This window comes from Amycolatopsis sp. NBC_00355, from assembly GCF_036104975.1.
GTDB lineage: Bacteria > Actinomycetota > Actinomycetes > Mycobacteriales > Pseudonocardiaceae > Amycolatopsis.
Genome location: NZ_CP107982.1, coordinates 5,077,122 through 5,096,271, shown reverse-complemented (window position 1 = coordinate 5,096,271; position 19,150 = coordinate 5,077,122). Strand labels below are relative to the sequence as shown.

Below are 19,150 nucleotides of genomic sequence, written 5' to 3'. Positions count from 1 at the left end.
GGCGTTTCAGACCTCGCGGGCGCCCAGCGCGCGCAGGACGTACTCCACCAGCCGGTCCAGGTAGTCCGGCTCCACCGGGGCCCGGCGGACCACCATGCGCCAGTAGATCGGCGCGCCCAGGACGTCCATCGCCATCTCGACGTCGAGGTCCGCCGGCAGCTCGCCGCGGTCCATCGCGCGGCGCAGCATCACCTCCGCGCGGTCGCGCCGCGGGCCGCCGATGCTCGTGCGCGCGCTTTCGGCCATCTCCGGGTTCCGCGCGCCCTCGGCGACGAGGTCCGGCAGGATCCGCGAGAACACCGGGTGCGTCAGCCAGTCGATCATCGCTTGCAGCGTCACCCGCAGGTCGCCGCGCAGTGAGCCGGTGTCTTCGAGCACCGCGCGCGACACGCTGAACTCCGCGACCACCGCGGTGATCATCTCGTGCTTTGACGTCCACCGCCGGTACAGCGCGCTCTTGCCGACGCCGGCGCGCTTGGCCACCGCTTCCATCGACAGCCGCCCGTAGCCCTGCTCGGCGAGCTCGTGCAGCACCGCGTCCGTGATGGCCTGGGTGACTTCGGGCTGGAGGACCGCGGCGCCGGTCGGAGTGCGTGCCATGGGTCGCAGTGTAGCGGGTGGACGGGACGGTACCGTCCCGTCTATATTGACGTCGGGACGGTACCGTCTCGTCCAAACGTTGAAGGAGTTCTCGTGCAGCCACGCGATCTTGTCGAGCACGCACTCGACCTGCTGCTGAAGCACGACATGGCCGGGTTCGCCGGGCTCTGGGCCGAGGACGGCGTCCTCGAGTTCCCGTTCGCCGCGCCGGGCTACCCGGCTCGTGTCGAGGGCCGCGAGGCCATCGCCGACTACCTGCGCGGCTACCCGGACCTCCTGGATGTCCGGGCGATCGCGGCGAAGACCGTCCACGAGACCGCCGACCCGGCCGTGGTGGTCGTGGAAATGACCGTCGCGGGAGTCGTCGTCGCGACGCGGAAGCCGTACGAGCTGTCCTACATCGCCGTGCTGACCGTGGCGGACGGCGAAATCCGGCACTACCGCGACTACTGGAGCCCGCTGGCCGCGGCCGAGCTGATGGGCGGCGTCGACGAGCTGACGGCGGCGTTCGCCGGGAGTGACCGTGGCTGACGTCCTGGTCCTCGGCGGCACCGGCACGACCGGCGGCCGGGTGGTCGCGGGCCTGCGGGAAATCGGCGTCACCGCCAGGGCGGCCACCCGCAAGGCGAGCGAACCCGGCCAGGTCCGGTTCGACTGGACCGACCGCGGCACGCACACCGAGGCGCTCCGCGACGTCGATGCCGTGTACCTGCTCGCCCCGATCGGCGAGGCCGAGCCCGCGCGGCTGGTCGAACCGTTCCTGGCGGACGCGCTCGACGCCGGCGTCCGCCGGGTGGTGCTGCTCAGCTCGTCCGCCGTCACCGAGGACTCGCCCGGGCTCGGCGAACTGCAGCGCCTGGTACGCGCGGCGCCGGAATGGACCGTGCTGAAGCCGTCGTGGTTCATGCAGAACTTCACCGGCGAGCACCTGGTCGCCCAGGGCGTGCGGGACGGCGAGATCGTCACCGCGACCGGCGACGCCCGGGTCGCGTTCGTCGACGCCGGCGACATCGCGGCGGTCGCCGTCCGCGCGCTGACCGACGCCGAACCGCACAACACCGAACACGTGCTCACCGGCCCTTCGGCGGTGAGCTACGCCGAGGCCGCCGAGATCGTCGCCGCGCACACCGGACGTCCGGTGCGGCACCGCGCGGTGAGCACCGCGGAGTTCGCCGCGCGGCTGACGGCGTACGGCATTCCCGAAGCCTTCGCCGCCGTTCTCGCCGCGCTCGACGAGGACGTCCGCCGCGGCACCGAAGACCGTGTCACCCCGGCCGTCGAGCAGGTCACCGGCCGGCCCGCCCGCTCGTTCCGCACCTTTGTGATGGAGGAAATCCGATGAAGCAGCTCATGTTCACCGAGGACCCGCAGTTCTGGTTCGAGACCCTGCGCCTGTTCGGCCACGCGGCCTACGGCGGCTCGGACTTCGGCGAGGTGCTCGCGGCGGCGTCGAAGGTGACGCCGGGGGACTACGACAGCTGGCACGACGCCTACCGCGGCCTGGCCGACCGGCTGTACGCCGAGGCGGCCGACGCGAGCCCGGTCACCGCGCGGGACCTGCTGCTGCGCGCGTCGACCTACTACTTCTCGGCGGACTTCTTCCTGCACGGCGACCCGGCGGACCCGCGGATCGCGGCGGCCTACGACCGCAGCGTCGAATGCTTCCGGCGTGCGGCCGTCGCCGAGCCGGTCGAAATCCCGTACGAGGGAACCACCCTGCAGGGCTACTTCTACCGCGCTCCCGGCGCGAGCCCGAAGCCGGTTGTCCTGATGCACAGCGGTTTCGACGGCAGCGCCGAGGAACTCCACTTCTTCGGCGCGGCGTCCGGCGCCGAGCGCGGCTACCACGTGCTGACCTTCGACGGCCCCGGCCAGCCGAGCGCGATGCACCGCGACAAGCTCGTGTTCCGGCCGGACTGGGAGCACGTCGTGACGCCGGTGGTGGACTTCGTGCTGGGCCTCGACGGCGTCGACCCGGAGCGGATCGCGCTCCTGGGCGTCAGCCTGGGCGGCGTGCTCGCCCCGCGCGCCGCGGCGTTCGAACCACGCCTGGCGGCGGTGGTCGCGGTCGACGGCGTCTACGACGCGGGCTCCGCGGTGACGTCGATGCTGCCGTGGGACCGCGAGGAGATCGTCCGCCGCGCGAACGCCGAGCACGACGAGGAGTTCGACGCGTTCCTCGCCGCCGGCCGGCAGGCCAGCTCGACCCTGCGCTGGGCGTGCGACCACGGCCGCTACGTCCTGGGCGCGGCGACCGACCGCGAGTTCGTCGCGAAGTACCTCGAGTACACCCTCGAAGGCGGCTTCGCGGAGAAGATCGCGTGCCCGACGCTGATCTGCGAAGCGGCGGACGACCTGTTCTTCGGCGGTGAGACGGAAACCGAGCCGCGCCGGCTGTACTCGCACGTGACCGCGCCGAAGACGTTGCTGACGTTCACGGCGGAGGAAGGCGCGGACGCCCACTGCCACGTCGGCGCCCAGCGCCTCGCGGTCGGCCGGATCTACGACTGGCTGGACCGCACGCTCTGACTTCCGACGGCGAGCCCGCCCGGCCGTACCGCTATTGGGGGGAGCCGGTTTTCTTGCGCTGGTTGGCCAAGAAGCGCGCTTTCTTCTGACGATTCCCGCAGGTGTTCATGTCGCACCATCTGCGGGTGCGGCTTTGGCTGGTGTCGAAGAACGCGGCCCGGCAGGTCGGCGAGGCGCACAAGGCCAGTTTTCCGTCCCGTTCGCCGGCGATGACGCTGATCGCGTCGGCGGCGATCACGCCGAGGGCGTCTTCCACGCGGGAAGCCGAGCCGAGCTGCCAGCGCCGCGTGCCCTCGGGGGTCAGGACGGCCGCGGCCCGGCCCCCGGCGCTGCGGTCGTTGATGACCCGGACCGCGGACGCGGGGAGGGCGTCCCGGGTCGCGGCCGCGGTCGCGGCGGCGTGGATCGCCTCCCGCAGTTCCCGGGCGAGTTCGAGCTGGGCGGCGGTGCAGGAGTCCACGGCGAGGCCGCTCACGGCCAGCCAGTCGACGAGCCGGTGCGGCGTGGGAACGCGCTCCACGGCTTCGCCGTGACGCTCCGACAGGGTCCCCGTGAAGCTCGTCGCCAGCACGGTACCGAGGCGGAAGTCGGGGAACCCGGCAGGCATGGAACCAGCTTAGCAGGTTGCGAGTGGACGAGGAGGTCTGTTAGAACCGTCTAAGCCGGTTCCGTGACAGCCAGGAGGTCTCATGCCCCGTTCACCCAGCGACGTGCGGGCGTTCGAAGCCCACGCGCCCGACGCCGACCTCGACGAACTGCGTGCGCGACTGGCCGCGGCGCGCCTGCCGGAGGCCGAGACGATCCGGGGCGCCGCGCCCGGTCCCCGCCGATGGGACCAGGGCGTTCCGCTCGCCGACCTCGTCGACGTCGTGGACTACTGGCGCACCGGGTACGACTGGCGGTCGTTCGAAGAGCGCCTCGACCGGATCGGCCAGTTCCGCACGACCATCGACGATCTGGGAATCCACTTCCTGCACCGCCGATCCGCGCGCGCGGACGCCACTCCGCTGATCGTGACGCACGGCTGGCCGGGCAGCATCGCCGAGTTCGCCGACGTGGTGGACGAGCTGGCGGATCCGGAGGACGCGGCCGCGCCGGCGTTCCACGTCGTGGTCCCGTCGCTGCCCGGCTTCGGTTACAGCGACAAGCCCGCCACCACCGGGTGGGGAACCGAAAAGATCGCGGCCGCGTGGGTGGAACTGATGGGACGGCTCGGCTACCGCAGGTTCGCCGCGCACGGCGGCGACTGGGGCGGCAACATCACCACGGTTCTCGCCGGCCGGTTCCCGGCGCACGTTCTCGGCATCCACACGACGTTCGCGGAAGGACCGCCCGGGTTGACCACGGACGGGCTGACGGCGGTCGAACGCGCGTGGACCGAGGAAACCCGCCATTTCTGGCGCCACCGCGCGGCGTACGCGAAGCAGCAGGCGACCCGGCCGCAGACCATCGGCTACTCGCTCGTCGACTCACCGGTCGGGCTGCTCGCCTGGATCCTCGACAAGTTCGCCGAGTGGTCGGACACCGAAGACAGCCCGTTCGAGACGATTTCCCTCGACCGCGTTCTCGACGACGTCACCCTGTACTGGCTGACGAGGACCGGCGCGTCCGCGGCCCGCATCTACTACGAAAGCCACAACTCGCTCGATCCCGGGCTCCGGGTCGACGTCCCGTCGGCGATCACCGTGTATCCCCGCGACATCGAGAAGTACCCGCGCGCTTGGGCGCGGGAGCGGTACCGGCGGATCGTCCGGTGGACGGAGCCCGGAACCGGGGGACATTTCCCGTCGCTGGAGGTGCCCGGGTATTTCGTCGAAGATCTGCGAGAGGGCCTCGCGGCCGTGCTCGCCGCCGATCGGTGAAGGCGTCAGCCTTCGAGGGCCAAGGCCGCGCCGAAGCCGAGCAAGGCCGTCCCCGTCACGCCGTCCATCGCGCGGCGCACCTTCCGGCGCTGCAACCATCCGCGGACCCGGTGCACGAACAACAGCAGCAGCACCTGCCACACCACGCCCAGCGCCGCGACCGTGTACGCCAGCAGCAGCGAGTCCCCGAAACCCGACCCGGGCGTCAGGAACTGCGGCAGCACCGACAGGTACAGCACGATCACCTTGGGGTTGGTGATGTTGGACAGGAACCCTTCGCGGAACCGCCGGCTCCGGGAGGCGCGGGCGCGGCGGACGTCGTCCAGCGCCTCGTAGTCACCTCGCCAGGCGCCGCGCAGGGCCTGGACGCCCAGGTACACCAGGTACGCCGCGCCGAGCCACTTCACCGTCACGAACACCGGCTGGTAGCGGGTGATCACCGCGCCCAGCCCGAGCGCGGCCGCCGTGCCCTGCAGGAAATTCGCGACGGTGATGCCGGCGCACGCCCAGCCGCCGCCGCGCGCGCCGCCGGTGAGCGCGTTCTTCAGCACCACCATCGTGTCCGGGCCCGGCATCATCGCCAGCAACGCCATCATCGCCGCGAACCCGGCGTAGGTGCTCCACGTCATCAGGACTCCAGGGCGAGGGCGGCGCCGAACCCGACCAGCGCGGTGCCGGTGACGCCGTCCAGCGTCCGGCGGACCCGGCGGCGGCCCAGCCAGGCGCGCACGCGGTGCACGAACACCAGCAGCACCAGCAGCCACAGCCCGCCGATCACGGCGACGGTGTAGGCCAGCGCGAGCGCGTCCCAGGTCGTCGTGCGACCGGGGTCGAGGAACTGCGGCAGCACCGACAGGTACAGCACGAGCACCTTCGGGTTGGTGATGTTGGAGAGGAACCCTTCGCGGAACCGCCGGAAACCGCCGCCGGGACGGCGCTGCTGCGTCTGCTCGACGACGTCGTAGTTCCCGCGGAACGCGCCGCGCAGCGCCTGGAAACCGAGGAAGACGAGGTACGCCGCGCCGATCCACTTGAGGGTGAGGAACACCGGCTGCGACTTCGCGATGAGCACGCCGAGCCCGAGCGCGGCGGCGCTGCCCTGCACGACGTTCCCGGTGACGATCCCGAGCGAGGCGAGCAGCCCGCCCCGGAAACCGCCGGAGAGGGCGTTCTTCAGCATCACCATCGTGTCCGGCCCCGGCGCGAGCACGATCAGGACCACGATGAGCAGGTAACTGCCGTACACACTCCACGTCACGGCTGCCCACGCTAACCGACGGATCTCGGTGCGGTCTCGCGGATTTCCGTCACAGTGGCTCGCGTGGACGCACAGAGCGTGCCCGGGCTCTCACGGCGCGTTCGGCATTCGGCGTCGGCCACCCTGGCGGAGTAGTGTTCTGCCATGTCAGCAGGGGAAATCGATCTTCTACCCGGTGAGCGCGTGCTCTGGGCGGGCGAGCCGGTCCAGCGCCCGTTCTACGTCGCCGCGGACGGGGTGATCGCCCCCGCCGGGCTCGTCGTCACCGCGGTCGCGCTGTGGTTCCTGCTCTCGCAGGAACCCGAAGGCGCGGGCATGCTCGCCGGGCTGGTCGTGCTGGCGGCCGGCCTCTACGGCGCGGTCGGCCGGTCCGCCGTCCGCTACCTCGCGCTCGGCCGGACGACCTACGCCGTCACGGACACCCGGATCATCGCGCGCTCGGGCCTGTTCCGGCAGAAGGAACGCGCCAGCGAACTGGCCGGCCTGTCGGCGCCGGTCCTCAAGCCCGGCCGGTCGAGCACCGGCACCTTCGCCTTCCCCGAACCCGGCTCGGTGACGCTGATGGGCGTCGGCGAACCCAAGCGCGTCCGCGACCTGCTGACCAAGGCCATCGACGAGGCGAAGAGCCGCCAGGCCCCGCCGGAACCGGACACGTCCGGCACTTCGGCTGCCTGAGGGCAACCGGTACGGCCTTCTCGGGCGCCAGCCCGGCAAAGAGCGCGGGGGAGGCCGCCGATCATCGTTGTGCAGCCGGGCGAGCGGCTGCTCGGCTTCGGTATCCGAAGCAGAACCAACCGCGTCCGATCGCGCTGTTCGCTGTGCCGGACGTCGAACAGGTCCACGCGCTGATCGTGCGGGCTCGGATCGCGGGGCCGTCACCCGGACGTGTCCGATTCCACTCCGCCACCTAAGTTACCGGCCGGTACACTCGATGGGTCGACCAGCGCCGGAGGTGCACAGTGCCGTACCCATCCGACCACGAGCGGGACCGCCCGTGGGTGATGCGCACCTACGCGGGTCACTCCTCCGCGGCCGCGTCGAACGAGCTCTACCGGCGCAACCTCGCCAAGGGCCAGACCGGCCTTTCGGTGGCGTTCGATCTCCCGACCCAGACCGGCTACGACCCGGACCACCAGCTCAGCCGCGGTGAGGTCGGCAAGGTCGGAGTGCCGATCTCGCACATCGGCGACATGCGGCGCCTCTTCGACGGCATCCCGCTCGCCGAGGCCAACACGTCGATGACGATCAACGCGCCGGCCATGTGGCTGCTCGCGCTGTACGTCTCCGTGGCGCGCGAGCAGGCCGAAGCCGAAGGCCGCGACGTCGACGAAGTGCTCGCGAAGCTCACCGGCACGACGCAGAACGACATCATCAAGGAGTACCTGTCCCGCGGGACCTACATCTTCCCGCCGGGCCCCAGTCTGCGGCTGATCACCGACATGATCGCGTGGACCGTGCACCACGTGCCGAAGTGGAACCCGATCAACATCTGCAGCTACCACCTGCAGGAAGCCGGCGCGACGCCGACGCAGGAGGTCGCCTACGCGCTGTGCACCGCGATCGCCGTGCTCGACGCCGTCCGGGACTCCGGGCAGGTCGACCAGGCCGACATGGACAAGGTCGTCGCGCGGATCTCGTTCTTCGTCAACGCCGGCGTGCGGTTCGTCGAGGAGATGTCCAAGATGCGCGCGTTCACCGCGCTCTGGGACGAGATCACGCGGGATCGTTACGGCGTAACGGATCCGAAGGCACGCCGGCTGCGTTACGGCGTCCAGGTCAACTCGCTCGGGCTCACCGAGGCCCAGCCGGAGAACAACGTCCAGCGGATTGTGCTGGAGATGCTCGCGGTGTCGCTCTCCCGCGGCGCGCGGGCCCGCGCGATCCAGCTGCCGGCGTGGAACGAGGCGCTCGGGCTGCCCCGGCCGTGGGACCAGCAGTGGGCGCTGCGGATGCAGCAGGTGCTCGCCTTCGAGACGGACCTGCTGGAGTACGAGGACATCTTCGACGGCTCGCACGTCATCCAGGCCAAGGTCGACGAGATCATGGCCGGCGCGCGCGAGGAGATCGCCCGCGTCCAGGACGTCGGCGGCGCGGTCGCGGCGGTCGAGAGCGGCTACATGAAGTCGCAGCTGGTCGGGTCGCTGGCCGAATACCGCCGCGGGATGGAGAACGGGGAGCGGGTGCTGGTCGGCGTCAACAAGTTCGCGACGACCGAGCCGTCACCGCTGCAGGCCGAGGGCGCGAAGGCGATCGAGACGATCGACCCGGCCGTCGAGAAGGAAGCCGTCGCGGCGCTCGAGGATTGGCGCGGCCAGCGGGACGGCGACTCCGTCGAGCGGACGCTGGCCACGCTGAAGGAGACCGCGCGGACGTCGGCGAACCTCTTCGAGGCCACTGTGGACTGTGCGCGGGCCGGCGTGACCACCGGCGAGTGGTCGGGCGCGCTGCGCGAGGTGTTCGGCGAATACCGGGCGCCCACCGGGGTTTCCGCGGCCGCCGCGGGTGGCGGCGACCCGGGGATCGAGCGGGTGCGCGAACGCGTCCGCGCCACCGAGGCGGAACTGGGCGAGCGGCTGCGGATCCTGGTCGGCAAGCCGGGGCTCGACGGGCACTCCAACGGCGCCGAGCAGGTCGCCGTCCGCGCCCGCGACGTCGGCTTCGAGGTCGTCTACCAGGGCATCCGGCTGACGCCCGAGCAGATCACCGCGGCCGCTGTGCAGGAAGGCGTGCACGTCGTCGGGTTGTCGGTGCTGTCCGGTTCGCACCTCGAGGTCGTGCCGCACGTCGTCGACGGCCTGCGGGCCGCGGGCGCGGGTGACGTCCCGGTGATCGTCGGCGGGATCATCCCGCCCGACGACGCCGCGTTGCTGACCGAACGCGGCATCGCGCGGGTGTTCACGCCCAAGGACTACGAGCTGACCGACATCATGGACGGCATCGTCTCGCTCATCCGGGAGCGCCACGGCCTCAGCTGAGGCCGGCCAGGATGTCCTTTGTGGACTTGACGGTGGCGAACTGGTTGTGCAGGTTCGCCGCCGTGACGCGGTAGAGCTCGTCGGCGGTGACGACGTCGCCGTCCACACCCGGCAGGTCGAACGTGAAGGTCGCGTCGAGCGCGAAAGTCACGTCGTAGCCGAGGTTCCCGCCCATCCGCGCGGTGGTCTCGCAGCAGAAGTTCGTCTGGATGCCGGCGAGCACGAAGCTCGTGATGCCGCGCTTGCGCAGCCACGCGTCGAGGTCGACGTCGCCGATGAACGCCGAGTTGACCCGCTTGCCGAACACGAGGTCGGGGCGCGCGCCGTCGAGTTCGGGCTTGAAGTCGTTGCCCGGCTGGCCTGGCCGCAGCGAGGACTTCGGCCCCGTCGAGTCGTGGTGCACCAGCACCACCGGCAGCCGCCGCTCCTGCCACGCGTCGAGCAGGGCCTTGATGTTCGCTTCGGCGCCGGGGTTGTTGCGCGGTCCCCAGACGGGCTCGTCGAACCCGCGCTGGACGTCGATCAGGATGAGTGCCGTTTCGGTCATGACGTCGAGTTTCTCTGTTCCGTGACGTCCGAGGGAGTGGCAGAAGACGCGCGATGCGGTACTTTTCTGCCATGCGCACGATCGGCGTCCTGCTCCTGCCCGGCACCCGGATGTTCGACCTCGCGGTGATCGGCGAGGTCTGGGGCCAGGACCGCACCGACAGCGGGATCGGCCCGTTCACCCTGCGGCTGTGCAGCCCGGGCCGGGTCCGCACGGCCGTCTCGCCGTTCGGTGACGTCGCGGCCACGCACGGCCTGGCCGGGCTCGACGGCTGCGACCTCGTCCTGGCGCCGGGCCGCGACGACCCGCTGGCCCCGGTTCCGGCGGCGGCGGCCGCGGCCCTGCGGCGGGCGCGTCGCGCGGGGACGACGGTGGCCGCGTTGTGCTCGGGCGCGTTCACGCTGGCCGCCGCCGGCCTGCTCGACGGCCGCGCGGCGACCACGCACTGGCGCGACTTCGACGCCCTGATCGTCGCCGCGCCGCACGCGGACCTCCGGCGCGACGTGCTCTACACCGACGACGACGGTGTCCTGACCTCGGCGGGGGTCGTCGGCGGCCTCGACCTCTGCCTGTACCTGGTCCGCCGCGACCACGGCGCGGACGTCGCCGCCGCGCTCGCGCGCCGCCTGGTGATGCCGCCGGCGCGGGAAGGCGGGCAGCGCCAGTACGTCGACAACCCGTTGCCGCCGTCGAACGCCCAGCCGGGCATGGCGTCCACAATGGACTGGGCGCTGGCCCGGATCGGCGCCGACATCGGCGTCGAAGACCTCGTCGGGCACGCGCGGATGAGCGAGCGGACGTTCCACCGGGAGTTCGCCGCGGCGACCGGCGTGACGCCGGGACGCTGGCTGCGCGTGCAGCGCGTCCGGTACGCGCAACGGCTGCTGGAGACGACCGAGCTGCCGGTCGAGCGGGTCGCGCAGCGCTCGGGCCTGGGCACCGCGGCGAACCTGCGGCGGCGGATGCGTGCCGAAGTCGGCGTCGGCCCGGACAGTTACCGGCGCACGTTCAGAAGGGTTACCGTCGGGGCATGACCGAGTACGAGCACATCCTGGTCAAGCGCGACGGCGACACCGTCACGATCACCATGAACCGCGCGGCACGGCGCAACTCGCTGTCCGCGGACCACCTCGCCGAGCTGCTGGCCGCGTTCCGCGAGGCCGGGACGTCCGACGCGACCGGCATCGTGCTGGCCGGGGCCGGTCCGGTGTTCTCCGCCGGGCACGACTTCGGCGACGTCGCCGCGCGCGACCTGATGGGCGTGCGCGAGCTGCTGACGCTGTGCACGGACCTGATGCGCACGATGCAGTCGGTGCCCCAGGTCGTCATCGCGCGGGTGCACGGCCTGGCCACGGCCGCGGGCTGCCAGCTGGTGGCGTCGTGCGACCTCGCGATCGCCGCCGCATCCGCGGGCTTCGCGCTCCCGGGCGGCAAGGGCGGCTGGTTCTGCCACACGCCGGCGGTCCCGGTGGCCCGCTCGATCGGCCGCAAGCGCCTGATGGAGCTGGCCCTGACCGGCGACGTGATCGACGCGCCGACCGCGCTCGACTGGGGCCTGGTCAACCGGGTCGTGCCGGACGACCGGCTGGACGACGCCGTCGCGGACCTGCTCGCGCGGGCGACACGCGGCAGCCGGGCGAGCAAGGCGATGGGCAAGGTGACGTTGTACGCGCAGCTGGACCGCCCGGAGGCCGACGCGTACGCGATCGCCCTGGAGGTCATGGCCTCGGCGTCGCAACTGCCCGGCGCCCGCGAAGGCATGGCGGCGTTCCTGGAGAAGCGCAAGCCCTCCTGGCCCGACTGAGCCGAAGCGGCACTTTCACGTGAAAGTGCCGTTCTCGTGCCCAGTGGCCGTACCATACGGTATGGTATGGCTCATGGTGAGCAAGCGGGACTGGCTGGACGCGGGGCTGACGCTGCTGGCGGAGCAGGGCGCGCCGGCGGTGACCATCGAGCGGCTGACCGAGCGGCTCGGCCTGTCGAAAGGCAGCTTCTACCACCACTTCCGCGGCGTCGGCGGCTACCGCACAGCGCTGCTGGAGCACTTCGAAGCCGAACGCACCACGCGGTTCACGGATGAGGCCGAACGTGTGCAGGGTGACCGGCTGCGCACGCTGATGAAGCTCGTCCTCGCGCCCGGGCCGGGCCCCGAGCTGGAGATCGCCGTCCGGGCGTGGGCGCTGCAGGACGCCGAGGCGCGGGCGGTCCAGGAGCGCGTCGACCGGACCCGCGCGGACTACCTGACCGAGGTCTGCGGTGACGCGGAGCTCGGCCAGGCGCTGTACCTCGTCGTCGTCGGCGCCGGGCAGGTCGTGCCGCCGCTGTCGGGCGACCGGCTCAAGAGCGCGCTGGAACTCGTACTGGGGAGAAGATCATGACCGACCTCGAGCCCTTCCTCGACGGCGCCGACTACGTCGAGTTCAAGGAGATCGCCAGCGAGAACAGCCTGCGCGAGTTCGTCGCGGGCGTCTTCGGCTGGAGTCCCGGATGGGTGAAGTTCCTGTTCGGCGTCCGGTACCTGCCGGCCCGGGCGCTGCGCCTGAAAACGGCGCGGGTGCCGCGCCGGCGCCGGTCCGCGGACATCGGCTTCGCGCCCGGTGACGCGGCCGGGCTCTTCACCGTGCGGGCGGGCGACCCGGAGCGCTATCTCGTCGTCGGCGCGGACGACAGTCATCTGAGCGGGTACCTGACGGTCGAGGTCGTCACCGGCGCTCGCCGGCGGTTCCGCGTCGGCACGATCGTGCACTTCCACAACCGCGTCGGGCCGGCCTACTTCGCGCTGATCAGGCCGTTCCACCACCTGGTCATCCGCGGGATGCTCCGGGCCGGAGCCGCTCGGCCAGCATGAGCTGGGCCCACGCGGCGATCGACTGCGCGTCGGTGATCCCGCCGGTGAGAATCATCTTCTCGACGTCGTCGCGGGTGAACCAGGCGTCGCGCATGTCCTGTTCTTCGAGCTCGCGCTCGGGCTCGCCCTCGGTGAGCTCGGTGGCGAGGAACACCCAGCCGCGCTGGCTGCTCATGCCGGGCGCGACGTCGAGCTGGCCGAGCGTCACCATCGAGCCGGCGCGCAGCCCGGTCTCCTCGCGCAGTTCGCGGGCCGCGAGCTCGCCGGGCGGCACGTCGGCCAGGTCCGGCGCGGTGCCCTGCGGGAACTCCCAGCGGCGTTCGCCGATCGGGTAGCGGAACTGCTCGACCAGCCGGAACCGGTCGCCGTCCTGGGCGATGACGAGGGCGTACGCCGGCTTGTCGATCACGCCGTAGATGCCCGCCGAACCGTCGGGGCGGCGGATTTCGTCCTCCCGCACGGTCATCCAGTTGTTCCGGTACACCTCGCGGGACGCGACACGCTGAATGGGGTCCACCGGACCAGTATCCCGGACCTGTCCTACCCTCCTCGGGTGCGTCTCGTGATCGCGCGGTGCCAGGTCGACTACGCCGGCCGGCTCACCGCCCACCTGCCGATGGCCACCCGGCTGTTGCTCGTCAAGTCCGACGGCTCGGTGTCGGTCCACTCCGACGACCGCGCGTACAAGCCGTTGAACTGGATGAGCCCGCCCTGCTGGCTGATCGAGGACGGCAAGATCTGGATCGTCGAAAACAAGCAGGGCGAGAAGCTGGTGATCTCGATCGAGGAGATCTTCCACGACTACTCCCAGGCTCTGGGCGCCGAACCGGGCCTGCAGAAGGACGGCGTCGAGGCGCACCTGCAGGAACTGCTGGCCGAGCACATCAAGACCCTCGGCGACGGCTACACCCTGGTCCGCCGCGAGTTCCCGACGCCGATCGGCCCGGTCGACATCATGGCCCGCGACGCCGACGGCAAGTCGGTCGCGGTGGAGATCAAGCGCCGCGGCGAAATCGACGGCGTCGAGCAGCTGACGCGGTATCTCGAGCTGCTGAACCGCGACCCGCTGCTGGCCCCGGTGCAGGGCGTGTTCGCGGCCCAGATCATCAAGCCGCAGGCGCGCACGCTGGCGGAGGACCGCGGAATCCGCTGCCTGACCCTGGACTACGACGAGCTGCGCGGCATCGAGTCCGACGAGTTCCGGCTGTTCTGAGTGGTGCAGCCCGGCCGCTACGTCCACTACAAGGGCAACGAGTACGAGGTGCTCGGCGTGGCGTCGCACAGTGAAACCGAAGAGCAGCTGGTGGTGTACCGCGCGCTGTACGGTGCGCGCGGGCTGTGGGTGCGGCCGGAGGCGATGTTCACCGAGACGGTCGAGACGCCGGCTGGGCCGGTCCCGCGCTTCCGCCGCGTGACTTCCTGAGCCTCATCTCACGTCGAACGGGATCGAGTAGCTGCTGGGGGCGGTGACACCACCGAGGACGAGCAGCCCATGGGTCGCCAGCCCGTCGACGTCGAACGTGCACGAGTACGTCTTGTCGCGGGCGAAGGTCACGATGTGGTTGTCTCCTTCGACCATGAAGCCACCATGACCGGAGACCTGTTCTCCCGTGTCCGGGTCGACGGTCGTCCACGAGGGTGAACCGCACCACCAGAGGTCCATGGCGCTCGCGTTGGTTTCGTCATCATTGCCGGTCCGGACCTTGGCGGACACACGGAGGGCGAAATCGCCGGTGAACCTGCTTTTCGCCTTCTTGATCTCGGTTATCGTGCCGGTTGCGGTCCCGGGGCCACTCGAGGAACCCTGTGCCGTCGGGTAGATCCCCATTTCCTGCCCGATCTGCTTGGCGATCCGCGACGGTGAAGAAGGCGCCGCAGCTTCGGCCTGCGATGGCGTCGAGGCTCCGGTGGTGGTCGTGACTGTCGTGGTCGTTGCGGGTCGGGTCGCCTCGGCTGAGCAGCCGGCGAGCAGTCCGGCCGCGGCGACCGTCGCGGCAGTCAGCTTCTTCATCCTTCGCCCTCCTTGATCGTGCTGATGTAGATCGTCGGGGAGCGGCGGGATGTTTCAGTCATGGCTGAGAGCCTGGTTGCCCATGGGGGCGGTCTTCGGTGCGATACCGAATCGATGCCGTATTCGTGTATCTGATTCGGCTGTCATTACTCCGGTTCGGAAATTGTTGACCTGATAGCGCGAGTGAAGGTGAGCGTTTCATTTCTCACGGTTATCTTAATGCGCTGTTCGGGTGAGGTGCGGATCCCTTGCGTCCCGCTCGTGGGATACTCGATTCGAGGGGTTCCGCCGGTGCGTCCGGTGTGGCCGGAGGGTGGTGCGCTCGGCCGTCTTTATTTGTCGTGCCAACGTTTTCTTTCCGCCTTGAGCTTGGTGTGCGCATGTTTTCCGGTCGGCGTGCGCGCGTTTTCGCCTGCACGGAGGAGGAAGTCATGCGTTATCGCCCACTCGGTTCCGATCCGCTCGACCCGCGGCTGGGCCGGTTCATTCCGGACGACTGGGAGCACGTCGAACGGTATCCGCTGTCGGCGCTCGCGGACGACGACCGGCCGACGCGGTCGCCCGTGGTCATCGGGGTCAACTGGTACTCCGCGTTCGACACGCCGGAGAAGGACGAGAAGTCCGGCGAGTTCTTCATCGCGAAGGCGGGCGCCGCCGCGCTCGGCCGGATCCGCGGCGGGCACTGCGTCTGCCTCGAACCGGGTGGCACCCCGGACACCGACACCAACTACGCGTTCTACGACCAGGGGGCGGAAGGCGCCTGCGTCGGCTTCGGCTGGTCGCGGTGCATGTCGCTGTTCAACGGCGGCGAGTACACCGCCCGCTGGCTCTGGGACGCGGCCAAGAAGCGCGACGAGTGGCCCGAGACCAACCCCGGCGACGACAACGGCACGTCCGTCCGCGCCGGCGCCGAGGTGCTCAAGGACGCCGGGCACGTGCTCTGGGACGACTCGTACCGCAACGACGACTGGGAGGCGCGCGAGAAGTACGTTCCCGACGCCAAGCAGGGCATCGCGGCCTTCCGCTGGGCCAAGTCGGTCGACGACGTGCACGCCGTCCTCGGCAACCCGCGGGCCGACGAGCTCGGGGCGGTGCCGCTGCTCAACTCGTGGGGCCCGGGCTACCCGCACCGCACTTACCTGCCCGATGCCGTGCTCGCCCGGCTGATCGAGGAGGAGGGCGAGATCGGCGTCCCGACCGATCGATGATCCACAACTGAGCCGCTCCCGCGGCGTAGAGGGCGCGTTTCCGCTGGTCAACGACCGGGAAGCGCGCCCTCTGTGCACAATGGACAGGTCAGCGTGCCGACCCTGAATCCATGCAGTACTGTCCGGATCCGACAGGACAGTGGTGATTCCTGTCGGTTGTTGTCCAGTTTGAAAAGACAGCCGGGAGGTGGGTCGGGTGTTTCTCGCCGATGCGAACCTGCGACTCGACGCCAACGCGATCGACTACATCGAGTTGGCGTTCTACTTCGTCCTGGTGCTCGGCATCGGGTACCTGGCACGACGGCAGGTGTCGAGCAGTCTCGACTTCTTCCTGTCGGGCCGTTCGCTACCCGCCTGGGTGACCGGCTTGGCGTTCATCTCCGCGAACCTCGGCGCGGTCGAGGTCATGGGCATGTCGGCCAACGGCGCCCAGTACGGCCTGCCGACCGTGCACTACTTCTGGATCGGCGCGATCCCGGCGATGCTGTTCCTCGGCATCGTGATGATGCCGTTCTACTACGGCTCCAAGGTCCGCAGCGTTCCCGAGTTCATGCGCCGCCGCTTCGGCAAGCCGGCGCACCTGCTCAACGGCATCAGCTTCGCCGCCGCTCAGATCCTGATCGCGGGCGCGAACCTGTTCCTGCTGGCCAGTGTCGTGAACCTGCTGCTGGGCTGGCCGATCTGGGTGTCGATCATCATCGCCGCCGTGATCGTGCTCTCCTACACCGCGCTCGGTGGTCTCTCCGCCGCGATCTACAACGAGGTCCTGCAGTTCTTCGTGATCGTGATCGCGCTGGTGCCGCTGACGATCATCGGCCTGGTGAAGGTCGGCGGCTGGCAGGGCCTGGTCGACAAGGTCACCGACAGCCCGGGCGGCACCGCGCAGCTGCACTCCTGGCCCGGTGACAACCTCACCGGTTTCGGCAACAACATCCTCTCGATCCTCGGCATCGTGTTCGGTCTGGGCTTCGTGCTCTCGTTCGGCTACTGGACGACGAACTTCGTCGAGGTCCAGCGCGCGATGGCGTCGAAGAGCATGTCCGCCGCGCGGCGCACGCCGATCATCGGCGCGTTCCCGAAGATGCTGGTCCCGTTCATCGTGATCATCCCCGGCATGATCGCCGCGGTCACCGTGTCCGAGTACGTCAAGGACAAGCAGGTCCTGCTCGACGGCGGCACCGCGGAAAGCGGCGTCACCTTCAACAACGCGCTCCTGCTGCTGATGCGCGACCTGCTGCCCAACGGCATGCTCGGCATCGCGATCGCCGGCCTGCTGGCCTCGTTCATGGCCGGCATGGCCGCGAACCTCAGCTCGTTCAACACGGTCTTCACGTACGACATCTGGCAGACGTACGTCCAGAAGGACAAGCCGGACGGCTACTACCTGCGGCTCGGGCGCATCGTGACGTCGGTCGGCACGGTCCTCGCGATCGGCACCGCGTTCATCGCCTCGAACTCCGGCAACATCCTGGACTACCTGCAGGACCTGTTCTCGTTCTTCAACGCGCCGCTGTTCGCGACGTTCATCCTGGGCATGTTCTGGAAGCGGATGACGCCGCACGCCGGCTGGAGCGGCCTGCTCCTCGGTACCGCGTCCGCGATCACCGTCTGGGGCCTGTCGCAGGCCGGGGTGATCGGCCTGAGCGGCCAGGGCACCAGCTTCGTGGCCGCCGGTACCGCGTTCGTCGTCGACATCGTGGTGAGCGTCGTGGTCTCGCTGGCGACCAAGCCGAAGCCGGACGAAGAGCTGGTCGGGCTCGTTTACTCGCTGACCCCGAAGAGCACGCGGCAGCACGACAACACCGGCGAGAACGCGGGCTGGTACCGCAAGCCGGGCCTGCTCGCGGGCATCGTGCTCATCCTGACCATCGCCCTCAACGTCATCTTCTAGGAGGTCCGTCATGGCTACCGAGTCCGGCGCGCGACCCAAGAAGGCGGGCGCTTTCGACATCCGGCTGATCATCGCCCTGCTGATCGGCGTCTACGGCGTCATCCTCACGGTGATGGGCATCGCTTTCACCACGGACGCCGAGCTGCAGAAGGCGGCCGGGGTGAACATCAACCTGTGGGCCGGCATCGGCATGCTGGTGGTCGCGGCGCTGTTCTTCGTCTGGGCGCAGGTCCGGCCGCTGGTCGTGCCGGCGCAGACCGAGACCGAAGAGACCACCGACACCACCCCGGCGGCGGGGGAATAGCCGGGTTGTCCGGACAGCGGCACGATCGTGCCGCTACCGTGCATCGCGTGCTCCCTGACGTTCGGCGCCGCCGTCTCCCGAAGCTGTTCCTGCTGGTCACCGCCCTCTCGCTGACACTGACCGCGTGCGGGCAGGACCTCGGCAAGTCCAACTTCGCGCGGACGACGGTGCCCGCCGGGGCCGGCTCGGGCCAGCCCTCCGACGGCCCGATCACCGACGCCGCGGTGGCCACCGGCGCCCTGCGGACGGTCAAGCCGTGCCAGTTCCTGACCAAGGACGCCCTCGGCGCGCTCGGCCTCGGCACGGTCGACGAGGACCCGACGCCGTCGTCGATCGCCTACGACCGCTGCACCAACAAGGTGAAGGACCCCGGCGGCAAGGAGATCCGGCTCGAGTTCGAGATCGGCAACACCCTGCTGCCCCGCGCGGACAAGACGACCGGCCTGGTCGGTGGCCTGCCGCTGCGCGTCGACAAGACCGACGACTCGGACTGCACGGTCGCGGCGATGACGGCCCTCAACCCGGACACCGCCGTGACGCTGACGGTCGCCTACCCGGGTGATCCCTGCCGTCCCGGGCAGACGCTGATGGACGCCGTCGTGCAGAAGCTGCACAACTCGCCGGAGAAGTACTCCACCCCGCCGGGCACCCTCCTGACCGCCGACCCGTGCGCGATGGCGGAGTCCTCTGTGGTCGCCTCGGCCGCGCCGTCCGCGAAGCCGACGGCGTCGGGGCTGCACGGCTGTGAGTGGAAGGCCACCGGGTCCGCCGCGACGGTGTCGGTCGGATTCCTCCCGGGCCTGCCCCCGATCGTGGGCGACGGTTACTCCAAGGTGGACCTCGGTGGCGGGGTCGCCGGCTACCAGAAGAAGGGCACGTCGGGCTCGTCGAAGTGCGACGTGGAGTGGCAGCACCGGCCGTGGCAGGGCGACGACGTCGAACTGGCCCAGGTGCGCTACGAGAACTACGACGCCAAACCGGACACCGACGACCCGTGCGGCAAGGCGGTCACCGTCGCGAAGAACGTCGCCACGTTGCTCCCCAAACCCTGACCTGGCGTCCGGCCGCGCGGGGATGTAGGAAGAGGGCACCCACCCGCTGATGTGCCGGAGGTTGC

General features: G+C 70.2%; 23 protein-coding genes. 16 read left to right on the top strand and 7 right to left on the bottom strand.

The window, feature by feature from the left end:
• Nucleotides 1-6: 6 nt before the first annotated feature.
• Nucleotides 7-600: a TetR/AcrR family transcriptional regulator gene (locus OHS18_RS22620; RefSeq protein WP_328618410.1), complete on the bottom strand. Its 594-nt coding sequence runs from the start codon at nucleotides 598-600 to the stop codon at nucleotides 7-9.
• A 93-nt stretch (nucleotides 601-693) separates the two neighbouring features.
• On the opposite strand from OHS18_RS22620, the gene OHS18_RS22615 reads away from it, so the two are divergent.
• Genes OHS18_RS22615 through OHS18_RS22605 form a run of 3 tightly spaced genes read left to right on the top strand, consistent with a single transcriptional unit; the run spans nucleotide 694 to nucleotide 3,129 of the window.
• On the top strand, nucleotides 694-1,131 hold the full coding sequence (locus OHS18_RS22615; protein WP_328449552.1) for a nuclear transport factor 2 family protein: 438 nt from the start codon (nucleotides 694-696) through the stop codon (nucleotides 1,129-1,131).
• Complete coding sequence (locus tag OHS18_RS22610; protein ID WP_328618409.1) at nucleotides 1,124-1,942, top strand: NmrA family NAD(P)-binding protein; 819 nt, start codon at nucleotides 1,124-1,126, stop codon at nucleotides 1,940-1,942. Before OHS18_RS22615 ends, OHS18_RS22610 begins: the two co-directional genes overlap by 8 nt.
• Nucleotides 1,939-3,129, top strand: coding sequence for an alpha/beta hydrolase family protein (locus tag OHS18_RS22605; RefSeq protein ID WP_328618408.1), 1,191 nt, complete (start codon nucleotides 1,939-1,941; stop codon nucleotides 3,127-3,129). Before OHS18_RS22610 ends, OHS18_RS22605 begins: the two co-directional genes overlap by 4 nt.
• Nucleotides 3,130-3,160: 31 nt before the next feature.
• Here the strand turns inward: OHS18_RS22605 and OHS18_RS22600 are convergent, their stop codons facing one another.
• On the bottom strand, nucleotides 3,161-3,736 hold the full coding sequence (locus OHS18_RS22600) for a CGNR zinc finger domain-containing protein (protein WP_328449557.1): 576 nt from the start codon (nucleotides 3,734-3,736) through the stop codon (nucleotides 3,161-3,163).
• Between the two features lie 82 nt (nucleotides 3,737-3,818).
• Here OHS18_RS22600 and OHS18_RS22595 point away from each other — a divergent pair, with 82 nt between their 5' ends.
• A complete protein-coding gene (locus OHS18_RS22595) occupies nucleotides 3,819-4,991 on the top strand; it encodes an epoxide hydrolase family protein (RefSeq protein ID WP_328449559.1) in 1,173 nt (390 codons plus the stop codon).
• Nucleotides 4,992-4,996: 5 nt separating this feature from the next.
• Here the strand turns inward: OHS18_RS22595 and OHS18_RS22590 are convergent, their stop codons facing one another.
• The gene (locus OHS18_RS22590; RefSeq protein ID WP_328449561.1) at nucleotides 4,997-5,620 is read right to left on the bottom strand and encodes a LysE family translocator; all 624 of its coding nucleotides are present in this window, start codon (nucleotides 5,618-5,620) and stop codon (nucleotides 4,997-4,999) included.
• Complete coding sequence (locus OHS18_RS22585) at nucleotides 5,620-6,249, bottom strand: LysE family translocator (protein WP_328449563.1); 630 nt, start codon at nucleotides 6,247-6,249, stop codon at nucleotides 5,620-5,622. Before OHS18_RS22585 ends, OHS18_RS22590 begins: the two co-directional genes overlap by 1 nt.
• Nucleotides 6,250-6,393: 144 nt before the next feature.
• Here OHS18_RS22585 and OHS18_RS22580 point away from each other — a divergent pair, with 144 nt between their 5' ends.
• Both OHS18_RS22580 and OHS18_RS22575 read left to right on the top strand, forming a co-directional pair.
• On the top strand, nucleotides 6,394-6,924 hold the full coding sequence (locus OHS18_RS22580) for a PH domain-containing protein (RefSeq protein WP_328618407.1): 531 nt from the start codon (nucleotides 6,394-6,396) through the stop codon (nucleotides 6,922-6,924).
• A gap of 284 nt (nucleotides 6,925-7,208) precedes the next feature.
• Complete coding sequence (locus OHS18_RS22575; RefSeq protein WP_328618406.1) at nucleotides 7,209-9,224, top strand: protein meaA; 2,016 nt, start codon at nucleotides 7,209-7,211, stop codon at nucleotides 9,222-9,224.
• Here the strand turns inward: OHS18_RS22575 and OHS18_RS22570 are convergent.
• On the bottom strand, nucleotides 9,217-9,771 hold the full coding sequence (locus tag OHS18_RS22570) for a cysteine hydrolase family protein (protein WP_326944118.1): 555 nt from the start codon (nucleotides 9,769-9,771) through the stop codon (nucleotides 9,217-9,219). The two genes, OHS18_RS22575 and OHS18_RS22570, sit on opposite strands and share 8 nt — an antisense overlap.
• A gap of 71 nt (nucleotides 9,772-9,842) precedes the next feature.
• Here OHS18_RS22570 and OHS18_RS22565 point away from each other — a divergent pair, with 71 nt between their 5' ends.
• The 4 genes from OHS18_RS22565 (at nucleotide 9,843) to OHS18_RS22550 (ending at nucleotide 12,619) form a co-directional block, all read left to right on the top strand.
• Entirely contained in the window at nucleotides 9,843-10,805 is a 963-nt protein-coding gene (locus tag OHS18_RS22565) for a GlxA family transcriptional regulator (RefSeq protein ID WP_328618405.1), read from the top strand.
• Nucleotides 10,802-11,575, top strand: a complete 774-nt coding sequence (locus OHS18_RS22560) for an enoyl-CoA hydratase-related protein (RefSeq protein WP_328618404.1) — start codon at nucleotides 10,802-10,804, stop codon at nucleotides 11,573-11,575. Before OHS18_RS22565 ends, OHS18_RS22560 begins: the two co-directional genes overlap by 4 nt.
• Nucleotides 11,576-11,648: 73 nt before the next feature.
• Entirely contained in the window at nucleotides 11,649-12,149 is a 501-nt protein-coding gene (locus OHS18_RS22555; protein ID WP_328618403.1) for a TetR/AcrR family transcriptional regulator, read from the top strand.
• Complete coding sequence (locus OHS18_RS22550) at nucleotides 12,146-12,619, top strand: DUF2867 domain-containing protein (RefSeq protein WP_328618402.1); 474 nt, start codon at nucleotides 12,146-12,148, stop codon at nucleotides 12,617-12,619. The genes OHS18_RS22555 and OHS18_RS22550 overlap by 4 nt, the downstream gene beginning before the upstream one ends.
• On the opposite strand, the gene OHS18_RS22545 is transcribed toward OHS18_RS22550, so the two are convergent.
• Entirely contained in the window at nucleotides 12,576-13,136 is a 561-nt protein-coding gene (locus OHS18_RS22545; RefSeq protein ID WP_328449578.1) for an NUDIX hydrolase, read from the bottom strand. The genes OHS18_RS22550 and OHS18_RS22545 overlap by 44 nt on opposite strands.
• A gap of 36 nt (nucleotides 13,137-13,172) precedes the next feature.
• Between OHS18_RS22545 and nucS the strand changes: the two genes are divergently transcribed.
• Both nucS and OHS18_RS22535 read left to right on the top strand, forming a co-directional pair.
• Nucleotides 13,173-13,832, top strand: a complete 660-nt coding sequence (gene nucS, locus OHS18_RS22540) for an endonuclease NucS (protein ID WP_328449579.1) — start codon at nucleotides 13,173-13,175, stop codon at nucleotides 13,830-13,832.
• Entirely contained in the window at nucleotides 13,833-14,042 is a 210-nt protein-coding gene (locus OHS18_RS22535; protein WP_328449581.1) for a DUF1653 domain-containing protein, read from the top strand.
• A 3-nt stretch (nucleotides 14,043-14,045) separates the two neighbouring features.
• Here OHS18_RS22535 and OHS18_RS22530 read toward each other — a convergent pair whose 3' ends face one another.
• Entirely contained in the window at nucleotides 14,046-14,630 is a 585-nt protein-coding gene (locus OHS18_RS22530; RefSeq protein WP_328618401.1) for a hypothetical protein, read from the bottom strand.
• 431 nt (nucleotides 14,631-15,061) lie between these two features.
• Between OHS18_RS22530 and OHS18_RS22525 the strand changes: the two genes are divergently transcribed.
• The 4 genes from OHS18_RS22525 (at nucleotide 15,062) to OHS18_RS22510 (ending at nucleotide 19,085) form a co-directional block, all read left to right on the top strand.
• Nucleotides 15,062-15,838 carry a hypothetical protein gene (locus OHS18_RS22525; protein WP_328449585.1) on the top strand — a complete coding sequence of 259 codons (777 nt, stop codon included), beginning with the start codon at nucleotides 15,062-15,064 and terminating at the stop codon, nucleotides 15,836-15,838.
• 196 nt (nucleotides 15,839-16,034) lie between these two features.
• On the top strand, nucleotides 16,035-17,729 hold the full coding sequence (locus OHS18_RS22520) for a sodium:solute symporter family protein (RefSeq protein ID WP_328449587.1): 1,695 nt from the start codon (nucleotides 16,035-16,037) through the stop codon (nucleotides 17,727-17,729).
• Nucleotides 17,730-17,739: 10 nt separating this feature from the next.
• Complete coding sequence (locus tag OHS18_RS22515) at nucleotides 17,740-18,033, top strand: hypothetical protein (RefSeq protein WP_328449589.1); 294 nt, start codon at nucleotides 17,740-17,742, stop codon at nucleotides 18,031-18,033.
• 47 nt (nucleotides 18,034-18,080) lie between these two features.
• Nucleotides 18,081-19,085 carry a DUF3558 domain-containing protein gene (locus OHS18_RS22510; protein WP_328618400.1) on the top strand — a complete coding sequence of 335 codons (1,005 nt, stop codon included), beginning with the start codon at nucleotides 18,081-18,083 and terminating at the stop codon, nucleotides 19,083-19,085.
• Nucleotides 19,086-19,150 lie beyond the last annotated feature (65 nt).

Bases quoted from the DNA above. Each gene is read 5' to 3' on its own strand.
- OHS18_RS22555 (WP_328618403.1), top strand. From the start codon at position 11,649: ATGGTGAGCAAGCGGGACTGGCTGGACGCGGGGCTGACGCTGCTGGCG.
- OHS18_RS22530 (WP_328618401.1), bottom strand. From the start codon at position 14,630: ATGAAGAAGCTGACTGCCGCGACGGTCGCCGCGGCCGGACTGCTCGCC.
- OHS18_RS22600 (WP_328449557.1), bottom strand. From the start codon at position 3,736: ATGCCTGCCGGGTTCCCCGACTTCCGCCTCGGTACCGTGCTGGCGACG.
- OHS18_RS22560 (WP_328618404.1), top strand. From the start codon at position 10,802: ATGACCGAGTACGAGCACATCCTGGTCAAGCGCGACGGCGACACCGTC.
- OHS18_RS22605 (WP_328618408.1), top strand. From the start codon at position 1,939: ATGAAGCAGCTCATGTTCACCGAGGACCCGCAGTTCTGGTTCGAGACC.
- OHS18_RS22525 (WP_328449585.1), top strand. From the start codon at position 15,062: ATGCGTTATCGCCCACTCGGTTCCGATCCGCTCGACCCGCGGCTGGGC.
- OHS18_RS22565 (WP_328618405.1), top strand. From the start codon at position 9,843: ATGCGCACGATCGGCGTCCTGCTCCTGCCCGGCACCCGGATGTTCGAC.
- OHS18_RS22620 (WP_328618410.1), bottom strand. From the start codon at position 600: ATGGCACGCACTCCGACCGGCGCCGCGGTCCTCCAGCCCGAAGTCACC.
- OHS18_RS22550 (WP_328618402.1), top strand. From the start codon at position 12,146: ATGACCGACCTCGAGCCCTTCCTCGACGGCGCCGACTACGTCGAGTTC.
- OHS18_RS22590 (WP_328449561.1), bottom strand. From the start codon at position 5,620: ATGACGTGGAGCACCTACGCCGGGTTCGCGGCGATGATGGCGTTGCTG.
- OHS18_RS22515 (WP_328449589.1), top strand. From the start codon at position 17,740: ATGGCTACCGAGTCCGGCGCGCGACCCAAGAAGGCGGGCGCTTTCGAC.
- OHS18_RS22570 (WP_326944118.1), bottom strand. From the start codon at position 9,771: ATGACCGAAACGGCACTCATCCTGATCGACGTCCAGCGCGGGTTCGAC.
- OHS18_RS22580 (WP_328618407.1), top strand. From the start codon at position 6,394: ATGTCAGCAGGGGAAATCGATCTTCTACCCGGTGAGCGCGTGCTCTGG.
- OHS18_RS22595 (WP_328449559.1), top strand. From the start codon at position 3,819: ATGCCCCGTTCACCCAGCGACGTGCGGGCGTTCGAAGCCCACGCGCCC.